The sequence below is a fragment of the Streptomyces sp. NPDC048349 genome (assembly GCF_040651925.1).
In the GTDB taxonomy this organism is placed as follows: Bacteria; Actinomycetota; Actinomycetes; order Streptomycetales; family Streptomycetaceae; genus Streptomyces.
In genome coordinates, this window is record NZ_JBEZLA010000102.1 from 1 (window position 1) to 14,897 (window position 14,897).

Annotated in this window: 13 protein-coding genes, 1 rRNA gene and 1 pseudogene; 8 read left to right on the forward strand and 7 right to left on the reverse strand. The window is 71.7% G+C overall.

Annotated features, from left to right (window positions below; all coding sequences use genetic code 11):
• Positions 1–87: 87 nt before the first annotated feature.
• The 4 genes and pseudogenes from AB0D44_RS32770 to AB0D44_RS32785 all read right to left on the reverse strand — a co-directional run bounded on the left by AB0D44_RS32770 (position 88) and on the right by AB0D44_RS32785 (position 3,729).
• Positions 88–828: a phosphatase PAP2 family protein gene (locus AB0D44_RS32770; RefSeq protein ID WP_362598039.1), complete on the reverse strand. Its 741-nt coding sequence runs from the start codon at positions 826–828 to the stop codon at positions 88–90.
• Between the two features lie 204 nt (positions 829–1,032).
• Positions 1,033–2,042: pseudogene (locus tag AB0D44_RS32775) on the reverse strand (NlpC/P60 family protein).
• 200 nt (positions 2,043–2,242) lie between these two features.
• The gene (locus AB0D44_RS32780; RefSeq protein ID WP_362598042.1) at positions 2,243–3,037 is read right to left on the reverse strand and encodes a thioesterase family protein; all 795 of its coding nucleotides are present in this window, start codon (positions 3,035–3,037) and stop codon (positions 2,243–2,245) included.
• An 83-nt stretch (positions 3,038–3,120) separates the two neighbouring features.
• Positions 3,121–3,729: a LysE family transporter gene (locus tag AB0D44_RS32785; RefSeq protein ID WP_362598045.1), complete on the reverse strand. Its 609-nt coding sequence runs from the start codon at positions 3,727–3,729 to the stop codon at positions 3,121–3,123.
• A gap of 62 nt (positions 3,730–3,791) precedes the next feature.
• On the opposite strand from AB0D44_RS32785, the gene AB0D44_RS32790 reads away from it, so the two are divergent.
• Positions 3,792–4,289 (forward strand): GNAT family N-acetyltransferase, encoded by a 498-nt coding sequence (locus tag AB0D44_RS32790; RefSeq protein ID WP_362598048.1) that lies wholly within the window; start codon positions 3,792–3,794, stop codon positions 4,287–4,289.
• 10 nt (positions 4,290–4,299) lie between these two features.
• Complete coding sequence (locus AB0D44_RS32795) at positions 4,300–5,118, forward strand: pentapeptide repeat-containing protein (RefSeq protein WP_362598050.1); 819 nt, start codon at positions 4,300–4,302, stop codon at positions 5,116–5,118.
• Between the two features lie 268 nt (positions 5,119–5,386).
• On the opposite strand, the gene AB0D44_RS32800 is transcribed toward AB0D44_RS32795, so the two are convergent.
• A complete protein-coding gene (locus AB0D44_RS32800) occupies positions 5,387–6,544 on the reverse strand; it encodes an alpha/beta hydrolase (protein ID WP_362598053.1) in 1,158 nt (385 codons plus the stop codon).
• A gap of 480 nt (positions 6,545–7,024) precedes the next feature.
• On the opposite strand from AB0D44_RS32800, the gene AB0D44_RS32805 reads away from it, so the two are divergent.
• From AB0D44_RS32805 to AB0D44_RS32830, 6 genes are all read left to right on the forward strand, one after another.
• Positions 7,025–7,333: a hypothetical protein gene (locus AB0D44_RS32805; protein WP_008742356.1), complete on the forward strand. Its 309-nt coding sequence runs from the start codon at positions 7,025–7,027 to the stop codon at positions 7,331–7,333.
• 97 nt (positions 7,334–7,430) lie between these two features.
• Positions 7,431–8,237 carry a hypothetical protein gene (locus tag AB0D44_RS32810; RefSeq protein WP_362598056.1) on the forward strand — a complete coding sequence of 269 codons (807 nt, stop codon included), beginning with the start codon at positions 7,431–7,433 and terminating at the stop codon, positions 8,235–8,237.
• Positions 8,227–9,552, forward strand: coding sequence for a hypothetical protein (locus tag AB0D44_RS32815; protein WP_362598059.1), 1,326 nt, complete (start codon positions 8,227–8,229; stop codon positions 9,550–9,552). Before AB0D44_RS32810 ends, AB0D44_RS32815 begins: the two co-directional genes overlap by 11 nt.
• Positions 9,549–11,111 (forward strand): SCO6880 family protein, encoded by a 1,563-nt coding sequence (locus tag AB0D44_RS32820; RefSeq protein ID WP_362598062.1) that lies wholly within the window; start codon positions 9,549–9,551, stop codon positions 11,109–11,111. Before AB0D44_RS32815 ends, AB0D44_RS32820 begins: the two co-directional genes overlap by 4 nt.
• A gap of 19 nt (positions 11,112–11,130) precedes the next feature.
• Positions 11,131–12,552, forward strand: coding sequence for an ATP-binding protein (locus AB0D44_RS32825; protein WP_362598065.1), 1,422 nt, complete (start codon positions 11,131–11,133; stop codon positions 12,550–12,552).
• A 2-nt stretch (positions 12,553–12,554) separates the two neighbouring features.
• Positions 12,555–14,126, forward strand: a complete 1,572-nt coding sequence (locus tag AB0D44_RS32830) for a type VI secretion protein (protein WP_362598068.1) — start codon at positions 12,555–12,557, stop codon at positions 14,124–14,126.
• Here the strand turns inward: AB0D44_RS32830 and AB0D44_RS32835 are convergent.
• Both AB0D44_RS32835 and rrf read right to left on the reverse strand, forming a co-directional pair.
• On the reverse strand, positions 14,123–14,686 hold the full coding sequence (locus tag AB0D44_RS32835) for a GNAT family N-acetyltransferase (protein WP_362598071.1): 564 nt from the start codon (positions 14,684–14,686) through the stop codon (positions 14,123–14,125). The genes AB0D44_RS32830 and AB0D44_RS32835 overlap by 4 nt on opposite strands.
• A 117-nt stretch (positions 14,687–14,803) precedes the next feature.
• A 5S ribosomal RNA gene (gene rrf / locus AB0D44_RS32840) occupies positions 14,804–14,897 on the reverse strand; the annotation flags it as partial.

A 14,897-nucleotide genomic window follows, 5' to 3' on the forward strand; every position in this document is an offset into this window, starting at 1 on the left:
TACGTCCAGTACGGGGGCATCCGGCCGGCACGCCGAGAGCACGCACCGGACACCGCTCCTTCACCACGGACCTCCGTCAGACACCCCCTAGGCGGCGAGGTCGCTCTCGTGCGGGCGCTGCCCGGCCGGCGGGGTCTGGGTCTGCGGCAGGCCGACCGGCCGGGGCCGCAGCCGCCCCTTGGCCCGTACGAGCCGCCCCAGGCGCGGGGAGGCGGCCACCGCGCGCACCACCGGGGTCAGCAGCGCCATCGCGAGCGGCGCGAGCACCAGGACGACGGCGGTGCCGAGGGCGAACGCGCCGATGACGTCGGTGGGGTAGTGGGCGCCCGCGTACACGCGGCAGACGCCCTCGACGACGGCCAGTGCGATCCCGATCACGCCGAGCCTGCGGTGGGCGAGGAACAGGCCCACGCCCAGGGCCATCGCGAGGGTGGCGTGGCTGCTGACGAAGGAGAAGTCGGCGCCTGCCAGTTCGGTTCCGAACCGCGCCCCGGAAGCGGTGTCGAGCACCTGGAGCCCCTCGTGCCGGCGGAACGGCCGGGGCCGGCCCACGAATTCACGCAGCGGGGCGTTCACGAGCAGCGCCAGTCCGGCGGCCAGCGGGGCCCACACCAGTGCCGCGAAGGACTCGACGGCCGTGCTCTCGTCCTGCCGCCGGGCGCCGTGCCAGCACCACAGGAGGAGCAGGACCAGCGCCAGCGGGATCCCGAACTCACCGATCAGGCCGACCGACCGGTCCACCCAGTCCGGCGCGCGCAGGGCCAGTCCGTTGATCTCGTACAGCAGGCTGACATCCAGGTTCGGCCCACCGGTCGTGAGTCCAGCCATGGTGATGCGGCCCCTTGCCCTTGCCGTGGTTCCCCTGCGGGCGCACGCCGGTGTGCGCCCCTTGGCCCCCCACTTGATCAACCCCCGTGTCCATGGAACGCCCGTTCTGGCAACTACGTTCCACTCTCCACTGAATGATCACTCCAACGTTATCGAAGAGAGACCGATCGTCGCAGCTCAGGGCCTTGGCTTAACGGAGCGTGGCTAGGGCGACTTGCTCGCCGCAGCACGCTCCGGAAGAGCCTGCGCACCATCCTTCGTCACGCGCGTCGCCCCGAAGTAGTCGGGCGTGTCGATCTTGTCGAAGCGGATCACCGCGCCGGTGTACGGGGCGTTGATCATGTAGCCGCCGCCCACGTAGAGCCCGACGTGCCGGATCTCCCGGGAATTCGTCAGATCATCGGAGAAGAACACGAGGTCGCCGGGCAGCAGTTGGTCGCGCGACGGATGCGGACCGGCGTTGTACTGGTCGTTCGCCACGCGCGGCAGCCCGATCCCCACCGTCTCGTACGCGGCCTTGGTCAGCCCCGAGCAGTCGAACCGCCCGTCCTGGTCGGGCGTCCCGTTGCCACCCCACAGGTACGGCGTGCCGAGCTGCTTCTGCGCGAAGTAGATGGCCCCGGCCGCCTGTTGCGAGGGCGCGACCCGCCCCACGGGCCGGGCGAAGCTCTTCGCGAGGGTCGTGATGGTCTTCACGTAGCCCTGGGTCTCCTTGTACGGCGGCACCCCCCGTACTTGATGACCGCATAGGCCCCCGCGTTGTAGGCGGCCAGCATGTTCGACGTCGCGTCACCCGGCACGCCGGCCACGGCCTTGGACAGCTCGCAGTCGTACGAGGCCGCCGAGGGGATCGCGTCGCCCGGGTCCCAGATGTCCCGGTCCCCGTCCCCGTCACCGTCGATGCCGTGGCCCGCCCACGTTCCGGGGATGAACTGCGCGATGCCGCGCGCGTCCGCCGGACTGACGGCGCTCGGGTTCCAGCCGCTCTCCGAATAGAGCTGGGCGGCGAGCAGAGCCGGGGTGATGGCCGGGCACAGGTTGCCCCACTTCTCCACCAGTGCCTGGTACTTGGCGGGCACGGCCCCCTTCGCGAGGCCCACGGCCCGGCCGCCCGCCCCGGCGGCCCCGACCAGGCCCGCTGCGGCCGAGTACGTCCCCACGACGAGCAGCGCCACGAAGGTCAGACACAACCCGATCCCGATCCCACCGGCCATCCAGAATCTGCGCACCCGTCAACCCTCCCCCATCCCCGTCACTTCAAGGTGTGATTCGGCCGTGTCGCACGTCCTGCCGCCCCCCTCGGAGACCCGAACAGGCGATGCGGGCACACGTCACCGACCCATCCTCAACGCGGACGAAGTCCACCGTCCAGTCCGCACGGGCGGCGGACGGGGCGGCGGACAGGGCGCACCGGCTACCGCGGCGCGACGAACAGGCTCTGCGCGCTGCGCCCGATGGGGCCCTTCTCGTCGTGCAGGGCGGCGTCCACGAGCCCGATGCCGGCCGCGTCCACGCTCGTACGGGACTGCACGCAGGCCCACTCGCCGACCGGATGACGGTGCAGATGGACCGTCAGGTCACCGTTGACAAAGACGAACCGGGAGAAGTCCAGCACCGAGCTGATGCCGTTGCCGGAGTCGGCGGCGACCAGCACCCGGTCCAGCGGACGGATCTCCTCCCCTGCGACGAGGGGCACCCCCATCCGCATCCAGCAGGTTCCGGGGCCGAGTTCCACGAAGGCGCCCTCGGTGAACCGGGCCTCCATCGCCGTGTGGTAGCCGGTTTCCCACGGCACCGGGAAGAACGGCTCCGCCTCGGCCTCCCCGGGCGGCGGCAGCTGCGGCCCCGGCGCCACGGCCGGCACCGCCTCCTCGGCCGCCCGGATGCGCAGGGCCCGCGCCACCATCACCGGCGACGCCGCGCCCGCCGGGGTCAGGAAGGCCTCGACCACCTCGGTGCCGCGCCCGGCCCGGAGCACGCTGGTGGTGATCTCCAGCGCGCCGATCGGCACCGGCCGGAAGATCTCGTACGTGATCCGGGCGATCCGCATGTCGGCGCGGGCGCCCGGCCGCTCCTCGACGGCCCGCCCGAGCAGGGCGGCCGGGGGACCGGCGTGCTGCGCATCCGGGTCCCACGGCCCGCGCGTGTACGCGGTGGCCAGGAACCGGCCGTCGTCGATCCGCTCGAAGAACCCCTCGGCAGCACCCATGACGCCCACGCTACCGACAGGTAACCGGCATCACCAGCCCTTGCCGGAGACCCGGCCGGACGCTCAGCGGGCGTCAGCGGGCGTCAGCGGGCGAACCCCAGCCCCACGCCCAGCCCCACCAGCACCGACCCGATGGCCCGGTTCAGCGCCTTCTGCGCCTTCAGCATCCGCTCCCGCAGCCGGGAGTTCGAGAAGAACAGCGCCACCGCCCCGAACCAGCCCAGGTGCGCCGCCGACATGAACAGCCCGTAGCCGGCCTGCTGCCACAGCGGGGTGTCCGGATTGACCACCTGCGTGAAGGTCGACACCACGAACAGCGTCGTCTTCGGGTTGAGGACGTTGGTCAAGAACCCCGACCGCATCGCCCCGAGCCGGGTCAGCTGCGGCTTGGACTCCAGATCGACGGCCACCTCGGCCCGCGCCCGGAAGGTCCGTATGCCGATCCACACCAGGTAGACCGCACCCGCCAGCTTGATCACGGTGAACAGGGTGGTGGAGGAGGCGATCAGCAGACCGACCCCGAGCATCGTGTAGGAGACGTGCACCAAGACACCGGCCGCGACGCCGGCGGCCGCGAACAGCCCGGTGGGCCGCCCGTAGAGGTAGCTGTTGCGGACGACCATGGCGAAATCGGCGCCGGGACTGATCACGGCGAGCAAGGTGATGACGGAGACTGCGATCACTTCTGTCATGGGCCGATGCTCACCGCCCACCCGCCCCCGATCAACCCCTGCCCCTTTCCTGATACTTGAGGATGGCCTCACCTCCGCCACCCCTCTCCCTGCGCCCCCGCCGCCCCGCGCAGGACGCACCGCTGCTGCGCACGGGGGTGCCCAACCGCGCCGAGCTGATCACCTGGGCCGGCCCGTCCCTCTCCTGGCCCCCGGACGACGCCCAGCTCGCCGCCTACGCCCCCGAGCCCGGCCGCCGCAGGTGGACCGCCGTGTCCCCCGACAGCCACCGCGTCGGGCACGTCTGCGTCCTCGGCCCCCGCCTCGGCCGGGTACTGATCGCCCCCGGCGCCCGCGACCGGGGCCTGGGCAGAGCCCTCGTCTCCCGGGCCGTCGACCTGTGCTTCGGCGAGCCGGCCCTGCCGGAGATCAGCCTCGGCGTCCGGGCCCACAACACGGCGGCCCTGCGCATCTACGAAACGCTCGGCTTCCGCACCGTGGGCCGCCTCGAGGGCGTCGAGCAGGTCGAAGGCGTCCCGTGGACCGCCGTCCAGATGCGGCTCACCGCCCCCGACCGGTAACAATGGACACGTGTCCCAGCGCCTCCCCCTCCTCCCCCTCCTCCAGGCCGACTGCGCGAACTGCTTCGCGCTGTGCTGCGTCGCCCTGCCCTTCGCCAAGTCCAACGACTTCGCCGTGAACAAGGCCGCCGGAACCCCCTGCACGAACCTCCGCGAGGACTTCCGCTGCGGCATCCACACCCGGCTGCGCGACACGGGCTTCCAGGGCTGCACGGTCTTCGACTGCTTCGGGGCGGGCCAGCAGGTGTCCCAGGTCACCTTCGGCGGCCGCGACTGGCGCAGCCACCCCGAGACCAGGGCGGAGATGTTCGACGTCTTCCCGGTGATGCGGCAGCTGCACGAACTGCTCTTCTACGCGGCCGAGGCCCTGACCCTCCCGGCCGCCGCCGCCCTCCACCCCCAGCTCCGCGAGGCGCTCGCGGAAACCGAGGCGTGCACCCGCGCGGACGCGGCCGCCCTCGCGGACCTGGACGTCGCCGCCCTCCGCCAGAAGATCAACACCCTGCTCCTGAAGACCAGCGAGCTCGTCCGGGCCAAGGTGCCGGGCCGCAAGAAGAACCACCGCGGAGCCGACCTGATGGGCGCCCGCCTGTCCGGCGCCGATCTGCGCGGCGCGAACCTCCGCGGCGCCTACCTGATCGCCGCCGACCTCAGCCGCGCCGACCTCCGCACGGCCGACCTCATCGGCGCCGACTTCCGCGACGCCAACCTCCGCGACGCGGACCTGCGCCACGCCCTCTTCCTCACACAACCCCAACTCAACGCAGCCCAAGGCACCCCCACCACCCGCATCCCCCCACACCTCACCCACCCCACCCACTGGACCTAACCCCCCCCCGGCCAATCCGGCCCCGCCGGGCCAACTCCAGCCCCGCCGGGCCATACGCCCCCGCGGGGCACTCCCCCGGGGCCATCCAGCCCCCGGGGCCATCCGGCCCCGCCGGGCCAATCCGGCCCCGCCGGGCCAACTCCAGCCCCGCCGGCGTTTGAGGCGCGGGGGCCCGGGGGCAGAGCCCCCGCAACGGCGCCGCACCCGCCCCTGCACCCTGCCCCCGCACCCGCCCCGGCACCGGCACCGGCACCGGCACCGGCACCGACTACACCCGCCCCAAAAACCCCCGCAAGGCGGCGTAAAAACCCTCCGCATCCCCCCACCGCACGCAGTGCCCCGCCGGCAACTCAACCAACCGCACCCCGGCCCTCCGCACCGTCATCTCCCGCGCGTGCTCCCCCGACAGCACCCCGCTCCGATCGCCCCGCACCAACAGCGTCGGCCTCCGCACCGCCAGCCAGTCCTCCCAGTGGTCCCCGTTCAGCCCCCGCTGCGACTCCACCACGTCCTCCACGGCACACGCGGTCCCCCAACCGTCCGCGTACTCCCGCAAGGCCCCCGCCAGGTACGGCGCCGCGCTCCCCACCCCCGCCAGGAACCCGGCCGGGGTAGCCGCCCGCCGCGGCCACTCCCGCGCGTACGACAGGTCGTCGTCGACGACCGCCCCTATGTCCTCGACCACCACCGCCCGCACCAGATCCGGCCGCCGCGCCGCGAGCTGATACGCGTTGACCCCGCCCAGGGAGTGCCCCACCACCACCGCGGGCCCCAGCCCCAGGTGCTCCAGTACGGCCGCGGCATCCGCCACGTACCCCTCCCGCGTGTACGCGGCGGCCCGGTCCGACTCCCCGTGACCCCGCTGGTCGAGCGCGATCACCCGCCACCGCGGACCCACCTCCCGCGCCAGGTCCCCGAAGCTCCGGCCGTCCTGGAAGTGCCCGTGCAGCGCGAGCAGCGGCGCCCCCGGACCGCCGAAATCCGTATAGGCCAGCCGCCGCCCGTCCGGCATCCGCACCACCCCCGGCATCGGCCCCAGCTTGTCGATGACCCTGCGGCGCAGCAGCTGGTACTCCTCCCAGCGCCTCGGCAGCCGCCCGCCCGGCCGCTTCCCCATCAGCCGGCCCGGCGTCACCGTCTGCCCGCGCCGGAACTGCTCCCGCGTCAGGTCGACCTGTATCCCTCCGGGCAGCACGTTCCAGCAGTGGAAGCCGTGCTGCACCCCGTCGAGCCAGACCTCGCCGACCATCAGCTCGCCGCCGACTATGTCCTGCACCACCAGCGCCGTGATGTCGCAGTGCCCCCAGGCCGGGTTGTCGGCCGTCCAGGGCGCCCGCTCCACATCGTCCGGCGAGCAGGTCTCGGCCGACCATCCTGCCCGGATGGCCGCCTCCACATCGGCGAGGGTCCACGGAGTCGTCGTCATTCCCCCAGCGTGCCGCACCCCACTGACAACGCCCCGAGCTCCGCGGCCACCGCGGAGGCCGGCCCCGCACCGCTGCCGGAAGGCGACCACCTCCAGCCAGCGCACCAGCTCGGAATCACCCTCCCGCCGGACCGGACCCGCGGACCACCCCGCAACACCCGGCCCACCTCGTCCGACTGACGGAAGGTCGCCCCACACCCCACTGCGCCGAACGGCGGCCCCTCCCGTCACCCCCCGCACGGCGAGACGGCAATCATTGCCCGGCGTCACCCCCCGTGATACACAGAGTGACCATACGTTCTTTCGCACACACACCGCACCTGCGCAGGTCAGAGCACAGAGGCGGGAAACGGGCCGGGAGATCGGGTAAAGAGAGCCGTCAAGTCGACGACGGCGGCGGTTTCATCAGCGAAGATAGTGCGTGACCCCTGCCGTCGGGCACGGGCTTCCGGAACTACCCATACAGGGGCGGTGAGTTACATGATCCTGGCAGCCGAAAAGGGCGACATCACCACCATCATCGGCGGAATCGCCCCGAACTGGGGGCCGTTCGGCAGTCTCGGCAACGAAGCGAAGGTCATGATTGAAGTGGTCATGGCCGTAGCGATCCTCCTCTGCCTCGGCATCGCCATCTGGGGCGCGGCCAAGCAGCGCATCGGCGCGACCGCCCTGCGCGACACCTTCAGCGCGGAACAGGGCAAAGGCCTGATCGTGGCCGGCCTCACGGGCGTCTTCATCATCGGCTCCCTGGGCACCCTGTTCACCATCGTCTACGGAATGGCCGTCTAGCCGGGCCACCGCGGCCGTACCTGACCAGGAATCACCACACCGCACCTACGCGGGAACCAGCACTACCGTCGTACGACGCGGAGGGGGCCGAAACGGAATGAGCAGCGAGGACCAGTACGGCGGCACGGGCCAGACCCGTACCCGCCTCCCGGACTCCCCCGCCGACCCGTACGGCCCCACCCGCCGCACCCCGCGCACCTCCCGCAGCCTCATCACGGTGGTCGGCGTGGTCGTCCTCCTGATCGCGGCCATCGCGTTCGCGAACCAGGGCCCGGACACCCCGACCTCCTCCCCGACGGGCACCACCCCGTCCACCTCCTCCACGAACCCCACAGGCACGACCCCCGTCACCGGCAAGAACGGCGCCATCCCCAGAGGCTTCGCCCACGACGAACAGGGCGCCCAATCAGCGGCGGCCAACTACGCCGTGGCCCTGGGCTCCGACGGCATGTTCAACCCGGCGCGCCGCCACGCCATCGTGGACGCGATCGCGGACGAGGGCAGTCGGACGAAGCTCCAGGCCGGATTCGACGCCGACTACTCGGCCGGCCTGCTCTCCCAGATCGGCCTGACGAAGGACGGTCTGGCGCCGACGGGCTCCACCTTCGTCAACCGGACGGTTCCGGCAGGGACCAAGGTGAAGAACTTCGCAGGTGAGGCCGCGTCGGTCGACGTGTGGTGCATCGGCATGTTCGGCCTCACCGGCGAAAAGTCCACCCGCCCCGTCACCAGCGGCTGGTTCACGATCTCCCTGACGCTCAAGTGGAACGGGTCCGACTGGAAGGTCGTCGAGTCCTCGCAGAAGGACGGCCCCACCCCGGTCACCGGCGACAACCCCGTATCCACCTCGGACGAGATCGGCAGCGCGGTCACCGAATTCGGAGGGTTCACCTATGCCCGGTAGTCACCGGCTCCCGCTCCGAAGGATCGGCGCCACCGCCGCGGCCCTCCAGACCGCGGTCATTCTCCTTGCCGCACGCGCCGCAGCCGCCCCGACACCGACCCCCACGCCCACTCCGGCGCCGAGCACGAGCAACGACCCCTGCTCCCTGATCGCCGGTCCGGCCCGGGAGTACTGCGACCGGGGCTCCGGTCAGGCCCCCCGCACCGGCCTCGCCCCCACCGACCCCGCCGACGCCCTCAACCCCCTGGCCTCCCTCGCCAAGGGCTGCGCCGACGCCGCCGCCTGGATCGTCGGCAAGCTCAGCGAAGCGGTCAAGGGCACGGCCGACGTCGACTTCACCAACCCGACCTTCCTCAAGCAGTACGCCGTCGTCTTCGCCGCCTCCACCATCCTGACCCTCGTCCTGTGGCTCTTCGCCGTCGCCAAGCGGGCCGTCCGCGGCGTCCCCCTCACCACCGCCCTCTCCGAGGCGATCGGCTTCCTCTGGCTCACCGTCCTCGCCTCCGCCTTCACCCCCCTGATCCTCTACACCGTCGTCTCGGCCACCGACGGCGTCACCGAAGTCATCGCCTCCGCCACCGGCGGCCAGACCGACGTCTTCTTCGGCTCCTTCTCCGAGGCCCTCAAGAAGGGCGACGACATCGGCGGCGGCCCGATCATGCTGATCGTGGTCGCCCTCGTCACCGTCCTCGCCGCCGGCATCCTCTTCCTCGAGCTGTTCATCCGGGCCGCCCTCCTCTACGTCGGCGCCCTCCTCGGCGTCGTCGTCTACGCGGGCCTCGTCGACCGGAACCTCTGGGGCCACGTCCGCCGCTGGGCGGGCATCATGATCGCCGTCATCCTGGTGAAGCCGGTCATCGTCATCGTCCTCGGCCTCGCGGGAGCCCTGGCCGGAGAGAAGGGCCCCAACGCCTTCTCCGCCGTCGTCACCGGTCTCGCGATCATCCTCCTGGCGATCTTCGCCTCCGCGATGATCTACCGCTTCGTACCCGGCTTCGGCGACGAGATCGTCTCCGCCCGCTCCAACCGCAGCAAGGCCACCGACGGCGCCCAGGCCGCCGCCGTCATCAGCTCCCCCGCCTCCCTCGTCTCCCAGGGCATCAAGACCCACAGCAGCCGCGGCGCCCACCGCGGAGGCGACGGCGGCGGCAGCACGCCCCGCCAAGCCAACCCCCTCTCCGGAGGCGTGGCCGCCCACAGCAGCCGTCCCCCCTCCGGCGGCGGGTCCGGCGGCGGATCCGTCCCCTCCGCCGCACCCCCGCCCCGCACGAGCACGAGTTCGAGTACGAGGAACACAGGAGGTGACGGGCGTTGACGACCCAGTCCCACCAGATGCACCCGGTCGCGCCCCGTCGCACGTATCTCATCGGCCGGGCCCGGCCGAACGCGATCGTCGGCAAGAACCGCGAGACCGGCGAGATCGCCCTGATCATCGCCGGGGCGTTCCTGGGCATGATGAGCGGACTGCTCGTCCCCGACCTCACCCTGCGCATCGTCAGCCTCGCCGGCTTCCCCATGCTCGCGCTCGCCGCCGTGTACGTCCCCTACAAGGGCCGCACCTTCTACCGCTGGTTCGAGATCAACCGGAGCTACAAGCGCACCCTGCGCCGCGGCACCACCTACCGCTCCACCGCCATGGAAGCGGGCACCCGTGCCGCCGACGGCCGCGAGGTCGAAGTCGGCCCGCCCCCCGGAATCGGCCGCATCAACTGGCTCGCCGCCCCCTTCGGCCCCGACGAGATCGCCGTACTCCTCCACGCGGACCGCAGAACCGTCACCGCCGCCATCGAGATCGAGGGCCCCGGCGTCGGCCTGCGCGACAGCGAGGACCAAGAGGCCCTCGTCGACCGCTTCGGCACCCTCCTCAAGCACGTGGCCAACGGCGACGGCTTCGTCACCCGCCTGCAAATGCTCGCCCGCACCCTGCCCGCCGACCCCGACGCCCACGCCAAGGACGTCGCCCAGCGCGGCGACACCAACGCCCCCGGCTGGCTGCGCGACTCGTACGACCAGCTCCAGTCGATGGTGTCCACCTCCTCCGAGCAGCACCGCGCCTACCTCGTCGCCTGCATGCACTACACCCGCGAGCTCGCCGCCGAGGCCCACACCATCGCCCGCGCCGCCACCCCCCACAAGGGCCGCAAGCCCAACCGCGACGCCGGCCTCGCCATCGTCATGGCCCGCGAGCTCACCGACATCTGCGCCCGCCTCGCCGAAGCCGACATCCGCGTCCGCCAGCCGCTGGGCCAGGGCCGCCTCGCCTCCCTCGTGCACTCCATGTACGACCCGGACCACCCCATCGACCACATCCAGGCCATGACCAAGCGCAACGCCTGGCCCGCCGAACTCGACGCGGTGGAGCCCACCTACCTCCAGGCCAAGACCCGCGAGTCCTCCACCCGCGCCCCCTGGTGCCACGCCACCGCGTGGGTGAAGGAATGGCCCATGACCCCCGTCGGCGTCAACTTCCTCGCCCCGCTCCTCGTCCACACCCCCGACGTCATCCGCACCGTCGCCGTCACCATGGACCTGGAACCCACCGAGGTCGCCATCGAGCGGATGCTGACGGAGAAGACCAACGACGAGGCCGACGCGAGCCGCGCCGCCAAGATGAACCGCACCGTCGACCCCCGCGACATCGCCGCCCACGGCCGGCTCGACCAGAGGGGTGAAGATCTCGCCAGCGGCGCTGCCGGGGTCAACCTCGTCGGGTACATCACGGTGTCCTCGCGTTCACCCGAAGCCCTCGCCCGCGACAAGCGCACCATCCGCGCCTCCGCCGGCAAGTCCTACCTGAAGCTCGAATGGTGCGACCGCGAGCACCACCGCGCCTTCGTCAACACCTTGCCGTTCGCCACCGGCATCCGACGCTAGCTGGAGGGAAGTGCCGCCCATGCGAGATCCCATGACAGCGCTGACGGACGCCTTCACCAGCTTCCTGTTCGGCAAAGTCGAAACCACGCGCCTGCCCGTACGCACCTCCACCGGGCAGGCGCAGGCCGTCTACCTGCCCACCGCCGCCCCCGGACTCGGCGACTCCGGGGTGATCATCGGACGCGAGGTCTACAGCGGCAAGGGCTACATCTACGACCCCTTCCAGCTGTACGGCCAGCAGCTCCCGGCACCCCACTGGCTGGTCCTCGGCGAATCCGGCAACGGCAAGTCGGCCCTCGAGAAGACCTACGTCCTGCGCCAGCTCCGCTTCAAGGACCGCCAGGTCGTCGTCCTCGACGCCCAGGGCGAGGACGGCGTCGGCGAATGGAACCTCATCGCCCAGCAGCTGGGGATAACCCCCATCCGCCTGGACCCCGTCGCCGCCAACGACTCCGGGATCCGCCTCAACCCCCTCGATCCGGCCATCACCACGACCGGCCAGCTCGCGCTGCTCCGGACCATCATCGAAGTCGCCATGGGCCACGGCCTCGACGAGCGCGCCGGCTTCGCGCTCAAGGTCGCGCACGCCTACGTCGTCGACACGATCCGCGACCGCCAGCCCGTCCTCACCGACATCGTGGAACAACTGCGCCACCCCGAAGCCGAATCGGCCCTCGCGATGAACGTCGACATAGACGATGTCCGCGCCTGGGGCCTCGACGTCGCGCTCGTCCTCGACCGCCTCGTCGACGGCGACCTGCGCGGCATGTTCGACGGCCCGACCACCGTCGGCATCGACCTCGACGCGCCGCTGATCGTCTTCGACCTCTCCCACATCGACCGCAACTCCATCGCCATGCCCATCCTCATGGCGATCGTCGGCGTCTGGCTGGAACACACCTGGATCCGGCCCGACCGCAAGAAGCGCATCTTCCTCGTCGAAGAGGCCTGGCACATCATCAACAGCCCCTTCGTCGCCCAGCTGTTCCAGCGCCTCCTGAAGTTCGGCCGCCGCCTCGGCCTGTCCTTCGTCGCCGTCGTCCACCACCTCTCCGACGTCGTCGACGGCGCGGCCGCACGCGAAGCCGCGGCCATCCTCAAAATGGCCTCCACCCGCACCATCTACGCCCAGAAAGCGGACGAAGCCCGCGCCACCGGCCTGGTGCTGGGCCTCCCCCGGTGGGCCGTGGAGATCATCCCGACCCTGACCCCGGGCATCGCCGTCTGGGACGTCAACGGCAACGTCCAGGTGGTCAAACACCTGATCACCGAAGCCGAACGCCCCCTCGTCTACACGGACCGCGCCATGACCGAGTCCTCGACCACCGACCGGCTCCACGACGACATGCTCGCCGCAGAACTGGAAGCGGAGGAACGCGCGCTGTCCATCGAACGCCGCCGGGGCAACGGCGGCCCGGGATCCGCGACCACGGTGGCCTGACCATGCACGACGCACGACGTACGGAGCCCCCCGCCCGCGCCGGGGGCATCCCGGACGGCCTGCTGATCGGGCTGCTGGCCTTCCTCCTCGGCCTCGCCGTCCTGGTCTGGTCGGCCACCGGCCTCGCCGCGTTCTTCGCCAAGGGCTCCTGGCCGGACACCGTCACGTTCACCCGCACCCCGGAAGCCGTCCGCGCCCTGATAGCGCAACCGCACGACATCCCGGGCGCCTGGCCCGACACCGACCCGGCGGCCCTCTCCGGCTGGGGCCTGTTCTGGGGCCTGTTCCTCAGCCAGCTCCTGGTGCTGTTCGTCCTCACCGTCTTCGCCATCGGCGTGATCGCCCGCACCAAATCCCGTCGCGCCCTGGCCAGACAGGCCGCGACCCGGGCCCCCGCACCGGACGACCCCCAGCCCGCCCCCCAGGCCCCCGCACCACCGGCCCCGACACCCGTACCGGCACCGGCCCCGACACCACAGGCCCGGCCACACCTCCCGGCGCAGGGTGCCGCGCCGACCGCGACCCCCCAACCGGCCGCCGCTCAGACCACCGCACCCCTACCCCGCCCCGAACGCCCCGCAAGACCGCACGCGGACGAGGCCTACCGCTACGGCTTCGGCTACGCCCCGCCTCCGCCGCCACCCCCCGCACTCGCCCCGCTCCCAGCCCGCATGGCCTACGCCGGCCCCGCCGACCGCCACCGCCTCGCAGCGCAGAGCATCGCCTCCGCGGAGGGCGCCGCCCTGGTCGTGACCTCCTCGCCCGCCCTCTGGGCCGAGACCAAGGACGCCCGCGCCAAACTCGGCCCGGTCCTCCTCTACGACCCCCAGCACCTGTGCGACACCCCGGCCCGCATGCACTGGAACCCGGCCGACGGCTGCGCCGACCGCGATACCGCCGCCGCCCGCGCCATCGCCCTGCTGGCCCCCGCACGCCCCCAAGCCCGCATGGACGCCGCGGTCGCCGATACGGCGGAAACGCTCCTGCGCAGCTGGCTCCAGGCGGCCGCCCTCGACGGCCGCCCCTTCAAGCAGCTGCACCGCTGGACCCAGGGCAACGGCGCCCAGGAGCCGGTCCGCATCCTGCGCACCCATCCCCAGGCGGCCCCCGGCGCGGCCGGCGAGCTGGAGAGCGCCCTGACCGCCCATCCCGAACGCCGCGAGCTGGCCCAGCACCTGACGGCCCGGTCCCTCTCCTGCCTGACCTCGATCCACATCCGCGAGGCCTGCAACCCGAACCGAACCGATTCCCTCACGCTGGCTTCGTTCGTCACCGAAGGGGGCACCCTCTACATGGTGGGCGAACCCTTGGAAGACCCCCGCACCCACCCGGGTGCGATGCCGTTGCTCACCGCACTCGCCGCTGACGTGGTCGAGCACGGCCGCCGCATGGCCGCACGGTCATCCCACGGTCGGCTCGACCCACCACTCGCGCTCGTCCTGGACGACATCGCGGCGGTCGCCCCGATCCCCCAGCTACCGGACCTCCTGACGGACGAGACGCTCCCGCTCCTCGCCCTGTGCCGCAGCCGCGAACAGGCCCGCTCCCGCTGGCCCGACGCCGAGCTGGCCTAGACGACCGCCAGCCGCTGGAGCACGTACTCCCGCTCCTGGGCGGACGGATCGGTGGGCACCGGCACGACGTTCCCCGTCGCCTCGAACCCGAAGCGCCGGTAGAAGCCCGCGGCCCGCGCATTGTCCTCGTGCACGAAGAGCCGTGCGCGCTCCAGCGCCGGCGCCTCCAGCGACCAAACCCACTCGAGCGCAGCCTCGAAGAGCCTCTCGGTCAGCCCGGTACCCCGCTGATCCGGCCGTACGAACACACCCACCAGATGCCCTTGGTCCTGCTCGATGACCCGGTCGAAGATGTCGGTGGTCCCGCTCTCCTCCACGAGGACGGTCACCGATCCGACCCATTCACCCCCGGGCCCTTCGGCAACGAACTGCCGCGCCGCCCGCCCGTGCGACCCCCCTTCGGCCCGCCCCTGCCAGAACTCATCGCTCCGGCCCTCGGCCTCCTCCACGGTCTCCAGGAACGCCACGGGAGCCGCGGGATCATTCAGCGCGGCAATCCGCAACTCTTTGACCTTCTTCCACTCGTCTCCACGCACCGGCCGTATCACGTACTGATTCATGGTCGAAGATCCTAGCGCCGCCCTCTGGACGCTCACTCTTGGACGCTCATGACCGTGAACGCAGAAAAGCCCCGCACCGGACCCTTACGGGTCTGGTGCGGGGCTTCCGCAATGACTGTTCGGCGGCGTCCTACTCTCCCACAGGGTCCCCCCTGCAGTACCATCGGCGCTGAAAGGCTTAGCTTCCGGGTTCGGAATGTAACCGGGCGTT

What these genes read in the sequence shown, in the direction of transcription:
- AB0D44_RS32770 (WP_362598039.1), bottom strand. Translation starts at nt 828, where the DNA reads ATGGCTGGACTCACGACCGGTGGGCCGAACCTGGATGTCAGCCTGCTG.
- AB0D44_RS32780 (WP_362598042.1), bottom strand. Translation starts at nt 3,037, where the DNA reads ATGGGTGCTGCCGAGGGGTTCTTCGAGCGGATCGACGACGGCCGGTTC.
- AB0D44_RS32785 (WP_362598045.1), bottom strand. Translation starts at nt 3,729, where the DNA reads ATGACAGAAGTGATCGCAGTCTCCGTCATCACCTTGCTCGCCGTGATC.
- AB0D44_RS32790 (WP_362598048.1), top strand. Translation starts at nt 3,792, where the DNA reads ATGGCCTCACCTCCGCCACCCCTCTCCCTGCGCCCCCGCCGCCCCGCG.
- AB0D44_RS32800 (WP_362598053.1), bottom strand. Translation starts at nt 6,544, where the DNA reads ATGACGACGACTCCGTGGACCCTCGCCGATGTGGAGGCGGCCATCCGG.
- AB0D44_RS32805 (WP_008742356.1), top strand. Translation starts at nt 7,025, where the DNA reads ATGATCCTGGCAGCCGAAAAGGGCGACATCACCACCATCATCGGCGGA.
- AB0D44_RS32810 (WP_362598056.1), top strand. Translation starts at nt 7,431, where the DNA reads ATGAGCAGCGAGGACCAGTACGGCGGCACGGGCCAGACCCGTACCCGC.
- AB0D44_RS32815 (WP_362598059.1), top strand. Translation starts at nt 8,227, where the DNA reads ATGCCCGGTAGTCACCGGCTCCCGCTCCGAAGGATCGGCGCCACCGCC.
- AB0D44_RS32825 (WP_362598065.1), top strand. Translation starts at nt 11,131, where the DNA reads ATGCGAGATCCCATGACAGCGCTGACGGACGCCTTCACCAGCTTCCTG.
- AB0D44_RS32830 (WP_362598068.1), top strand. Translation starts at nt 12,555, where the DNA reads ATGCACGACGCACGACGTACGGAGCCCCCCGCCCGCGCCGGGGGCATC.
- AB0D44_RS32835 (WP_362598071.1), bottom strand. Translation starts at nt 14,686, where the DNA reads ATGAATCAGTACGTGATACGGCCGGTGCGTGGAGACGAGTGGAAGAAG.